General features: G+C 31.1%; 8 protein-coding genes. 4 read left to right on the forward strand and 4 right to left on the reverse strand.

Annotation, left to right across the window (positions count from 1 at the left end; genetic code table 11):
• Positions 1 to 34: 34 nt before the first annotated feature.
• The 3 genes from ACKTTR_RS06920 to miaE all read right to left on the reverse strand — a co-directional run bounded on the left by ACKTTR_RS06920 (position 35) and on the right by miaE (position 1,657).
• Positions 35 to 526: a CAP domain-containing protein gene (locus ACKTTR_RS06920; protein WP_408027147.1), complete on the reverse strand. Its 492-nt coding sequence runs from the start codon at positions 524 to 526 to the stop codon at positions 35 to 37.
• A gap of 112 nt (positions 527 to 638) precedes the next feature.
• Positions 639 to 1,076, reverse strand: coding sequence for a DUF4268 domain-containing protein (locus tag ACKTTR_RS06925; protein WP_408027148.1), 438 nt, complete (start codon positions 1,074 to 1,076; stop codon positions 639 to 641).
• Positions 1,076 to 1,657 (reverse strand): tRNA-(ms[2]io[6]A)-hydroxylase, encoded by a 582-nt coding sequence (gene miaE / locus ACKTTR_RS06930; protein ID WP_408027149.1) that lies wholly within the window; start codon positions 1,655 to 1,657, stop codon positions 1,076 to 1,078. The genes ACKTTR_RS06925 and miaE overlap by 1 nt, the downstream gene beginning before the upstream one ends.
• A gap of 255 nt (positions 1,658 to 1,912) precedes the next feature.
• On the opposite strand from miaE, the gene ACKTTR_RS06935 reads away from it, so the two are divergent.
• The 3 genes from ACKTTR_RS06935 to ACKTTR_RS06945 all read left to right on the forward strand — a co-directional run bounded on the left by ACKTTR_RS06935 (position 1,913) and on the right by ACKTTR_RS06945 (position 9,257).
• Complete coding sequence (locus ACKTTR_RS06935; RefSeq protein ID WP_408027150.1) at positions 1,913 to 7,408, forward strand: alpha-2-macroglobulin family protein; 5,496 nt, start codon at positions 1,913 to 1,915, stop codon at positions 7,406 to 7,408.
• 136 nt (positions 7,409 to 7,544) lie between these two features.
• Positions 7,545 to 8,858 (forward strand): DEAD/DEAH box helicase, encoded by a 1,314-nt coding sequence (locus ACKTTR_RS06940; protein ID WP_408027151.1) that lies wholly within the window; start codon positions 7,545 to 7,547, stop codon positions 8,856 to 8,858.
• A gap of 228 nt (positions 8,859 to 9,086) precedes the next feature.
• The gene (locus ACKTTR_RS06945; protein WP_408027152.1) at positions 9,087 to 9,257 is read left to right on the forward strand and encodes a hypothetical protein; all 171 of its coding nucleotides are present in this window, start codon (positions 9,087 to 9,089) and stop codon (positions 9,255 to 9,257) included.
• Between the two features lie 240 nt (positions 9,258 to 9,497).
• Here ACKTTR_RS06945 and ACKTTR_RS06950 read toward each other — a convergent pair whose 3' ends face one another.
• Complete coding sequence (locus tag ACKTTR_RS06950) at positions 9,498 to 10,445, reverse strand: tRNA dihydrouridine synthase (RefSeq protein ID WP_408027153.1); 948 nt, start codon at positions 10,443 to 10,445, stop codon at positions 9,498 to 9,500.
• Between the two features lie 194 nt (positions 10,446 to 10,639).
• Between ACKTTR_RS06950 and ACKTTR_RS06955 the strand changes: the two genes are divergently transcribed.
• Positions 10,640 to 11,002, forward strand: a complete 363-nt coding sequence (locus ACKTTR_RS06955) for a hypothetical protein (protein WP_408027154.1) — start codon at positions 10,640 to 10,642, stop codon at positions 11,000 to 11,002.
• The last annotated feature ends 27 nt before the right edge of the window (positions 11,003 to 11,029 follow it).

Raw genomic sequence — 11,029 nt, forward strand, 5'->3', positions numbered from 1 at the left:
TGCGCATGTTGGATTGGGGTTTTAATTTACGTCACTATTTTTTTACAAAAATATTTGTGTAGTACCACTTACCGTTAGCACTTTTTTCAGCAGTAACTTCAAAGTGAGTATAATCACCTTCAATATTTTTTTTATGGCCTTCGCTTTTAACCCAAGCATTAACTACAGCTTCAGCAGTAGTATAGCCATAAGCTACATTTTCACCCACCTTAACAGCATTTGCGTTTTCAGTCAAATACTCTTTACGTTGGTAAAAAAAGTCGTGTGAAACTTCGTCTTTTTCAATCATATAATTAGTATGATTGCTTGTTTGCGACTTAATAGTTTGTAACTTGTTTAGTGAAGAAAAGCCATTATTAACCCTATAAGAGTTAATTAGGTCTAAAATGTCTGCCTCAATCGGTTTTTCACTGATGTTAGTTGACATTTCTGGGGTACTGTCAATTATCTCGGCTTCGTTAGAAGAGCAAGATGTTATTATTAGTGCACAAAATAACACCAATAACTTGAGGGGGTAGTTATTCATGATTATAGGGGTTAAGGGGTTAATCAAAAAACGTTGTAAAGATATAACGAAAACTTAATACAAAACAAGTTAATTGTATGTGTTTGAGGTAAAAAGGGGCTTTTTCCTGTGACTAGATAGCCTGTTTTATAAAGTCTTCATACTCATAAAAAAACAGTTCAAACTGTGTCATAGTTTCAACATAAAATTCATAACAATCTCGCCATGTATCTTTATTATGAATACTAAATTTTTTATCAAAAGGGACGTAAATTCTACGAATAATTTTGTGATTATCTAGCTCAAAGTTGTCATCAAAAATAACCTCAGGCAAATACTCACTTTCCAGTATGTTTTTTAAAGAAAGTAGCTGATCATAAAGTAATTCATTGGCTATTTCTTCAGGATGTTCAAAATCTAAACAAACAGAAGCTTTTTTTCTATCTGCTTGAAATTTAAAAGCAAACCCTTTTATTTTAGTATTGTATAGTAACCATTTCCTAGGAAAAGATTTCCCAAAACTAGTCCAAAACTCTTTGCGTAACCGAGCAGATTCTTCTTTACTAAACACTATCCGTGAACTTTTGCAGTTTTACCTCTTTCTCTCATCATTTCGGCTTCGAAAGCTAACAAATCTTCCCATTTTTTATCAACTATTTCACGATCCATATACTTACGAGCATACCCTAAAAATAAGGTGTAGTGATTTGCTTCAGAAACCATTAAATCTAAATAGAATTTAGATAATTGTTCATCTTCCATATTATCAGCAAAAACTTTAAAACGCTCACAGCTACGTGCTTCTATTAAAGCAGCAACCAAAAGTCGATGAATTAAAGCTTCGTTTCTATTTCTGGTATGTGGGAAGAATTTTTGCAATTTCAAAGCATAATCATTTTTAGTAGCTTGTCCTAAAACCATACCTCGCTCTATCATTATGTTATGTACCATTCTAAAATGTTCCATTTCTTCAATGGCAATATCACTCATATCCTTAACAAGTGCTGTTTCTTCAGAGTAATTGATAATAATTGACACAGCATTCGAAGCAGCTTTTTGTTCAGCAAAAGCATGATCGGTTAATAACTGTTCTAATCCATTCTTAGCAACTTCAACCCATGAAGTTTCTGTGTCAAATTGTAATCCAAGCATAATGTGTAATTGAGGCTGTAAAAGTAAAAAATATAAGTGCTAATTGCATAATAAATACCCTAAAAATGGTAAATTTGCTGCTAAAAAAATCTCTTAAGAAAATTGCTAAAAAAATATTGATTCGAATTGCGAATACTAAATGAATTGCTACAAATTCTAAATAGAATAATATTTTAAAAATATTTTTCAGTAGTTTTAGATAAAATAGAGAAAGATAAAACTTCTAAGGAAATGAAATTACAGTTACTAAAAAAAATGAGAAAAATTATTGGCGTTTTTGCACTAATCTTTTTAATGATTACAGCTAATTCGTGTAAAAAAGCAGTTACTACAGAAAGTAATGTTAATGAGTTTGGAGAGTATATTAGTGTTTTCCCAGATAAACTAATATCGGTAACCCCAAACTTAAAGTTTGTATTAAAAAAGAAAATAACAAGAAACTTTGAAGCAACTGAAGTTATTACTACTAAACCAGCTATAAAAGGAGAAGTAGTTTTAAACGATAATGAGTTAGTTTTTGTGCCTGCTGAAAAATTAAAAAGTAATCAAGAATACTCAATAACACTTCACTTATCAAAATTATACGAAGATATTGATGAGAATTTAGAAAGTTTTACCGTAAATGTAAAAACTAAAGAATTATTATTTAACGTTTCCTTACAATCTCCAAGTGTATATAATAAAAACTTATATGCAGTTGAGGGAGAGTTGACCGCTAGTGATATTATTGAAACTGACAAAATACCATCTTTAGTAAAAGCGACCTATAATGGAAAGACAAAACCTATAAAGTTTAGTACCGTAGGAAAAGTAAGTTCTAAAGTTTATTTTAAAATAGATAGTATACAACGCTTTGAAGATGATAAACAATTAAAGGTAGAGTGGACAGGAACTCCAGTACAATCAGAATCTAAAGGAAGTAGAGAAGTAACTATAACGGGGAAAAATAACTTTAAGGTATTAAGTGTAGAAGTTGTTGATACAGATAAGCAACATATTGAAATAAACTTTTCAGACCCATTAAAAAAATCACAGAATTTAAAAGGACTTATTCAGTTTTTAAATACTCAAAAAAGAGCTTTCACTTATAAGATAAAAAGTAATAAAGTAACAGTATACCCTAAATCATCATTTACACAAAAAGTTGATATAGAAATATTCAAAGGAATTAAGAGTGCAGATGGTTATGCTTTAAAAGAAAATACAATTAAAACAGTTTATTTTGAAGAATTAAAGCCTGCTGTAAAGTTTATAAAAAGCGGATCAATACTTCCAAATTCCAACAATTTAAAAATAAATTTTAGTGCTGTAAATTTAAAAGCCGTAGATGCAACCGTTTATAAGATTTATAAAGAGAATGTATTACAGTTTTTACAATATAATGATTTAAATAATCAAGGAAACTTGCGTTACGTAGGACGTCCAATAGCAAAATATACAGTAAACCTAGGTAATCAAGGATTAGATTTAAGTAAAGAAAATGCTTTTGCTATTGATTTGGCTGATATAGTAAAAGTAGAAAATGGAGCAATGTATAGAGTTGAGTTTTCTTTTAACAAAGATTACTCAAATTATAAATGTGCTGAAGGTGTTTCAACCAAAACTATAGTTTTTGGGAAAAAAGAAATAGATACCAAAAGTTATGATAATCCTAATTATTATGATGACTACTATTATGATTATAGCTGGAGAGATAGAGAAAACCCTTGTACAACTTCATACTACTACAATAAAAATATTAGCACAAACATTTTAGCTACAAATATTGGTGTTATAGTTAAAAAAGGAAACAATAATAAAATAGTAGTAGCAGTTACGGATATACTTACCACCGACGTTATTCAAGGCGCTAAAGTAACTTTATACAACTTACAAAAACAACCAGTTACATCAGCAGCTACCAATGAAGAAGGAGTTGTTTCTTTTTCTGATGTTACTAATGCGTTTTTTGCAGTAGTTACTAAAAACAACAACACAACTTATGTGAAGCTGAAAGATGGTGAAGCACTGTCAATGAGTAAGTTTGATGTTTCTGGAGTGAAATTACAAGAGGGAATTAAAGGATATATTTATGGAGAACGAGGAGTTTGGCGACCAGGAGATCAAATGTTTTTAACTTTTGTTTTAAATGATAATGCGAATCCAATTCCAGAGGAACACCCTATAAAGTTTGAATTAATTAACCCACGAGGAAAAATAATCGATAGAAAAGTACTTCCAAAAAAATCAAACAATGTATACGCATACGCTCCGGTAACAAACCCAGAAGCTATTACAGGAAATTGGAAAGTACGCGTAAGTGTTGGAGGAGCTGTTTTCAACAAAATATTAAAAGTTGAAACTATAAAACCAAATCGATTAAAGATTAAACTAGCCACAGATGCAGAGTTCATCAAAGCAAACTCAACTATTACAGGAGATGTAGAAGTAAAATGGTTACATGGAGCAATAGCGAGAGGGTTGAAGTTAGATATCAATGGAAAATTCACACAAACGAATACGGAGTTTTCAAGATTCAAAAACTATAATTTTGATGATGTAACTCGTCGATTTGGAACAGAAGAGTTTAAAGTACTAAAAGGAAATTTAAGTAATGAAGGAACTACTAAATTTTCGGTAAAGCCTAAATTAGATAGTAAAGCTCCAGGAATGTTAAGAGCGAGTTTTATTACAAAAGTGTACGAAAATGGAGGAGACTTCAGTACAGACGTATTTTCTAACAAAGTGTCACCGTATACTTCATATGCAGGGTTACAAGATGCTGAAGAACCACAATCTAAAAACTATTTATTTACAGATGAAGAGTATACATTTAACGTAGCTTCAGTAAATGAAGAAGGAGTAGGAATAGTAAATACTTTAGAAGTAAATGTATATAAACTATCATGGCGTTGGTGGTGGAGTACCTCAGATAATGGATTGTCTAGTTACGACGGTACACGTTATCATGAGCCTTATAAAAAACTGAAAGTAACAACAAACGAAAGTGGTAAAGGAATTTTTAAATTAAAGGTTGATGAAAATGATTGGGGACGTTATTTAATAAAAGTAAAAGACTCAAAAAGTAAGCATGTTACCTCAAATGTGGTGTATTTTGATTGGCCTTCTTGGTACGCTAAGAAAAAAGGAAATCAAGATAAGAGTAATGCTACGATGTTGATATTTACAACCGATAAAGAATCGTATGAAGTAGATGAAAAAGCAACAGTGAAGTTTCCATCTTCAGAAGGAGGAAAAGCATTTATTACCATTGAGAATGGAACAGAAGTATTAGATCACTTTTGGATACCAACACAAGCACAACAAACAACGTTTAGTTTTCCTGTAAAAGCAAGTTATACACCTAATGTGTTTGTAAATATATCGTTGCTACAAAAACATAGTCAAACAGTAAACGATTTACCAATTCGTATGTATGGATCAATACTAATGTTGGTACATAATCCTGCAACGAAATTAGAGCCAAAAATTCAGTTAGCAGACGAGTTAAGACCTGAGTCTACTGCAACTATTCGAGTAAAAGAGGAAAAAGGTAGGGCTATGACCTATACCATTGCATTGGTAGATGAAGGTTTGTTAGATTTAACACGTTTTAAAACCCCAAACCCTTGGGGAGTGTTTTATGCACGTCAGTCTTTAGGAGTAAAAACATGGGATATTTTTGACGATGTTATTGGTGCTTATGGAGGAAAAGTAAGTCAAATATTAAGTATTGGAGGGGATGAAGCAGAAGCGGGAAGTAAAAACAGAAAAGCCAACCGATTCAAACCAATGGTAACCTTTTTAGGGCCTTTCGATTTAGAAATGGGAGATATAAAGGAACACAAGATTAAAATTCCAAAATATGTTGGTTCAGTTCGAGCAATGGTAGTGGCTACAGATACTAAAAAAGATGCGTATGGTAGTGATGAAAAAACAGCTTTTGTACGCAAGCCAGTAATGATTTTAGCATCACTGCCTCGAAAAATTACACCACAAGAAACCGTTACCTTACCTGTTACTGTTTTTGCTATGAAACCAAACATCAAAAATGTAAAAGTAACAGTACAACCAAACGAAGCATATACTATTGTAGGAGATAAAACCCAAACAGTTTCGTTTGATCAACCAGACGAGAAAATGGCGTATTTCACCTTAAAAGTAAATGATTTTAAAGGAATTGGTAAAGTGAAAATAGACGCAAGTTCAGGAAGAGAAAAAGCGTCTTACGAAGTGGAAATAGATGTGTTAAATCCAAATCCAGTAACCACAGAAGTAAAAGATGTAGTGTTGAAATCTAATGAAGTAGGGGAGATTAACTTTACAAGCTTTGGTACCAAAGGAACTAATGCAGCTACGTTAGAATTATCAACATTACCACCAATGAACTTTACAAAGCGTTTGGGGTATTTAATTCGTTATCCGCATGGGTGTGTAGAGCAAACAACTTCTGGGGCTTTTCCACAGTTATATCTACCTGAAATATTTGAACTACCAAAAGAAAAGATAGCTTCAACTGAAAGAAATATAAAAGCAGCTATTCAGCGATTATCGAACTTTCAACTATCTAATGGAGGATTGTCATACTGGCAAGGAAATAGTACTGCAGATAGTTGGGGAACATCTTATGCAGGTCATTTTTTGATAGAGGCAGAGAAGAAAGGATATGTGTTACCTATTGGTTTCAAATCAAAATGGATAGGATACCAAAAGCAACAAGCACGTAATTGGAGAAATAACTCACGTTATTACAACAACTCTTTATCACAAGCATATAGATTGTACACATTGAGTTTAGCAAATAGTCCTGATTTAGCTTCGATGAACCGTTTACGCGAATCAATGGGAGTTTCAGATGAAGCAAAAATGAGATTAGCAAGTACGTATGCTTTAATAGGTAAAAAGGCTATAGCAAAATCCATTTTAAAAGGAATAACTGGTCATACCTATACAAAACGATATTATTCAAACTATGGTTCTGAAACTAGAAACAAAGCAATGTCTTTAGAAACCTATATGCTACTGGATGATGAGACGAAGTCAATAAAATTAGCAAAAGAAATAGCTGAAGATTTATCTAGTAACAATTGGATGAGTACGCAAACAACAGCGTATAGTTTATTAGCAATTAGCCAGTATGCTCTGAAAAATGGAGGTAGTGATGGAATTAATGTCAACTATATTTTAAATAAGGCATCAGGAGAAGCAAGTACTTCAAAATCGTTGTTAGCAAAAGATTTAATAGCTATTCAAAAAGAGAATACATTAAAAATAACAAACAAAAATAAAAGAGTTTTATATGTACGTGTGCTAAACAAAGGAATTTTACCTGTAGGTGAGGAAAAAGTATTCCAAAAGAATTTAGAAACTACTATTACATATAAAACAAAAGATGGTGCTCGTATTACTCCAGATAACTTGTCACAAGGAACCAATTTTGTGGCAGAAGTTACGGTGAAGAACCCAACAAGTGAAACAGTTGACAATATAGCATTAACGCAATATATCCCTTCAGGATGGGAAATTGTAAATACTCGTTTTACTGATTTTGGAAATAATACAACGTCTTCAAAAGTAGATTATACGGATATACGAGATGCAAGTATCAGTAACTATTTTACCTTGAAAAAATATGAAACCAAAACATTTAGAGTGTTGTTAAATGCGTCGTATTTAGGTGAATATTATTTGCCAGGAGTACAAGTAGAAGCGATGTATGATAACGATTACATAGCACGTACGAAAGGTGAGTGGATTAAAGTGGTGAAGTAGTTTATAAATAATTAAATGAAATAAAAAAGCTTACTGATTTCAGTAAGCTTTTTTATTTCTAAAATACTTAATCTTTCCTTGTGTAAGACTACCTATCTTTGCCCATTAATATAAAATTCATAGATATAAAAAGATTATGGTAAATACAGTTAAAACACAAGAAGATATTTTAGCAAAGCTAAATATTTATGAATTAAATGAAATGCAACAAAAAGCCATTTCAACTATTGATAAAACAACCAATACAGTAATATTATCACCTACAGGAACAGGTAAAACATTAGGATTTTTATTACCAACATTAAAATTAATAGATCCTAATAATAAAGAAATTCAGGTTTTAATTTTAGTACCCTCAAGAGAATTAGCTATTCAAATAGAACAAGTGATACGTGAAATGGGAACTGGTTTAAAAGTAAATGCTGTATACGGTGGACGTTCAATGGCAAAAGATAAAATAGAATTAAAACATACACCAAGTATATTAATAGGCACACCTGGTAGAATCTCTGATCATTTTGCTAACGATCGTTTTTCTAAAGAAAGTATTAAAACCTTAATTTTAGATGAATTTGATAAATCGTTAGAAGTTGGTTTTGAGTACGAAATGCGTGGAATTATTAATCAATTACCAAATATAAATAAACGTATCTTAACTTCAGCAACTCAAGAAGCTGAAGTTCCAGATTTTGTACGTTTAAACAATCCTACCGTATTAAACTATTTAACAGATAAAAAACCAAAGAAATTAACTTTAAAAACAGTTGTTTCGCCATCAAAAAATAAAAATCAAACCTTAGTTGAACTATTACATCACATAGGAAATCAACAAGGAATTATTTTTTGTAATTTAAAAGATAGTATTGCTAACGTAAGCGAGTTTTTAACGAAGAACAAAATAGCACACAGCTGTTTTTCTGGTGGAATGGAGCAAAGAGATCGCGAACGTTCTTTAATAAAGTTTAGAAACGGAACAAGTCAAGTATTATTAGCTACTGATTTAGCTGCAAGAGGAATTGATATTCCAGAAATGAAATACATTATTCATTATGAATTACCACAAAGAATAGAAGAGTTTACCCATAGAAACGGACGAACAGCAAGGGTAAATGCGAAAGGAACAGCTTATGTTTTAAAGTGGCAAAAAGAAAGCCTTCCAGAATTTCTTAAAAATATACCCAATGCCGATATTTCTCAGAAACAAAAATTAAAGCCTGGTAATTGGGAGACTTTATTTATTTCAGGAGGAAGAAAAGACAAAATATCTAAAGGAGATATAGCAGGTTTATTCTTTAAAAAAGGGAATTTAACCAAAGAACAATTAGGAGTTATTGAGTTAAAACAGGACTGTGCTTTTATTTCGGTTCCTATTACTGAGTCAAAAAGATTATTGGAAGAGTTAAATAATACACGCTTAAAAAATAAAAAAGTTCGTATCACATTAGCGTAAACTAATTAGTTAGAATTGTAAGCTTAGTTAAAGAAAAAAACTATGCAGAAGTAAATAGAATTATAGAGTATTACTAAAATTAAGAGCATGTTTATGCTAAAGAAATGAAGTAAAATGGTAAAATAATTTATCAATTAATAACAATATTCTTTCGCGAAGAATAGACACAAACCTTGAGTGTCTTTAAATGTTCAAGGATTTAATATACTTTTAAATCTTAAAAATACGATGAAAAAAGAGTTTTTAAAAACAGGTAAAATTTTAACAAAAAAAGAACAAAAATCTATCTTGGGTGGACAATGTGGTTTAGTTTTTGACGAAACACAATGTGAAGAGTATTGGGCATTACCACCAGAATATCAAGCGTGTAGTGATGTACATGCTGATTGTGTTTCATAAAAATAAATGAAATTAATAAAGAATAATAAAATCAAAACAATCATCACAGTATTTGCGGTGGTTGTTTGTTTTTTCTGTCTGCCTAAAAACTTATTTGATAGCCTAACATCAACAGTTTTTATAGCAAAATCGAGCTATAAAACATGTGGTTAATTGTATAAAAAAGGTAAAACAGAATATAATAAGTATTAGTTTTATATTGAAAGTTTCAAGGTTATCTTTCAAAGAGGGTAACCTTTTTTACCTTTCTCCACTCAAAATCTCCTTAACAGCTGCCTGATATTTCTTAGGATTTGTCGCTTTTTTAATTTTTTTATAAGTTTTACGAGGATCAGAAAATGATTGAGAAAAATACTCCCAAAAGCCTAACATTTTCATTTTTATAGGTGTTGGTCCTGACAATGCAGCATCATATTGTTGGTATATTTCATCATGAAACTCTCTAAATATATTCCATCTGTCTTTTGGATATTCAGTAGTGTTATCTTTAATCATTTGTGGTAAAAACGGATCTGCAATTAAACCACGTCCAATCATAAAATGTGTAATACTAGGAAAACGTTCTTTCATAGCTTTAAAACCTGCTACTGTAGTAATATCGCCATTATAATATAATTGATGTTTGGCAACGTCTATACATTTTTGAAAAGCATCTAAATCAACACCTCCTTTGTATAATTGTTTTCCAATTCTGGCATGAATAGCCACATTTTTTAACGGGTATTTATCTAAAATAGGAAAAGTGTGCAGTATTTCTTCAGTGTTTTCATAACCCATTCTCATTTTCATTGATACTAGAATGTCAGTTTCGTTATGAGCGCGATGTAGTATTTCATCTATACGCGTAGGATTACAAATTAAACCAGAGCCCATACCCGATTTTGTAACCATAGGGTAGGGACACCCTAAATTCCAATTCAACTCTTTATATCCTAAACTTTGTACATATTTGGCAACAAATAAAAATTCTTCAGCATCATTGGTTATAACTTGCGGAATAACCGTTAAAGTTGTGTTATTTTCAGGGAGCAAATCACGTTCATAACTCGATTTTATTTTAAATTTCCCATTTAATCGAATGTAAGGAGCATAAAAGGTATCGATACCACCAAAATATTTTTGTTGGGCATTCCTAAAACGAAAATCGGTAAATCCTTGTAAAGGTGAAGAAAGTAAGGTAAAACTCATAGTGTAATTTGAGTTGCAAATATAACAGACTTATCGACTAAATGTTTGCATAAACTTTATACTTTTGAGATATATAAGTTGTCTATGAAAATTATTGTTAACATAATATTAAGAGTTTTAAGGTATAGAGAAAAGTACCAAAAAAGTATCTTTGTTAGCGAGTGAGAACAACAGCTATAATATTATCTATTATAATGCTTTTTCAAAGTTTAAATATTACATGTACTAATATTTTAAACCTAGATAAGTTAATTGAGCATGCACAGTTTCATAAAGAAACCTATAGTGATAGTTTTATTACTTTCTTATCTAAACACTACGGAGAATTAAAAGTAGCTCATTCAGAAAAACATCAAGAGGAAAAAGAAGAGCATGAAAAGCTTCCGTTTCAATTTGATTATCACGTAGTAGATTTCCATAAAGTTACATTTGAAGATATAGGGGTTCCTTTACCTTCTACATTGGCTTTTATAGAAAGAAAGCAACTTTTTCATTATCAAAATTTTTATAATTCACCAGACGCATTAGGGGTGTTTCAACCGCCTAGGTATATATAATTCACATACAGTTAGTAATTAAAAATA

This window comes from Tenacibaculum litoreum (assembly GCF_964513915.1).
GTDB classification, from domain to species: Bacteria; Bacteroidota; Bacteroidia; order Flavobacteriales; family Flavobacteriaceae; genus Polaribacter; species Polaribacter litoreum.

What these genes read in the sequence shown, in the direction of transcription:
- ACKTTR_RS06920 (WP_408027147.1), bottom strand. Translation starts at nt 526, where the DNA reads ATGAATAACTACCCCCTCAAGTTATTGGTGTTATTTTGTGCACTAATA.
- miaE (WP_408027149.1), bottom strand. Translation starts at nt 1,657, where the DNA reads ATGCTTGGATTACAATTTGACACAGAAACTTCATGGGTTGAAGTTGCT.
- ACKTTR_RS06940 (WP_408027151.1), top strand. Translation starts at nt 7,545, where the DNA reads ATGGTAAATACAGTTAAAACACAAGAAGATATTTTAGCAAAGCTAAAT.
- ACKTTR_RS06945 (WP_408027152.1), top strand. Translation starts at nt 9,087, where the DNA reads ATGAAAAAAGAGTTTTTAAAAACAGGTAAAATTTTAACAAAAAAAGAA.
- ACKTTR_RS06950 (WP_408027153.1), bottom strand. Translation starts at nt 10,445, where the DNA reads ATGAGTTTTACCTTACTTTCTTCACCTTTACAAGGATTTACCGATTTT.
- ACKTTR_RS06955 (WP_408027154.1), top strand. Translation starts at nt 10,640, where the DNA reads ATGCTTTTTCAAAGTTTAAATATTACATGTACTAATATTTTAAACCTA.
- ACKTTR_RS06935 (WP_408027150.1), top strand. Translation starts at nt 1,913, where the DNA reads ATGAGAAAAATTATTGGCGTTTTTGCACTAATCTTTTTAATGATTACA.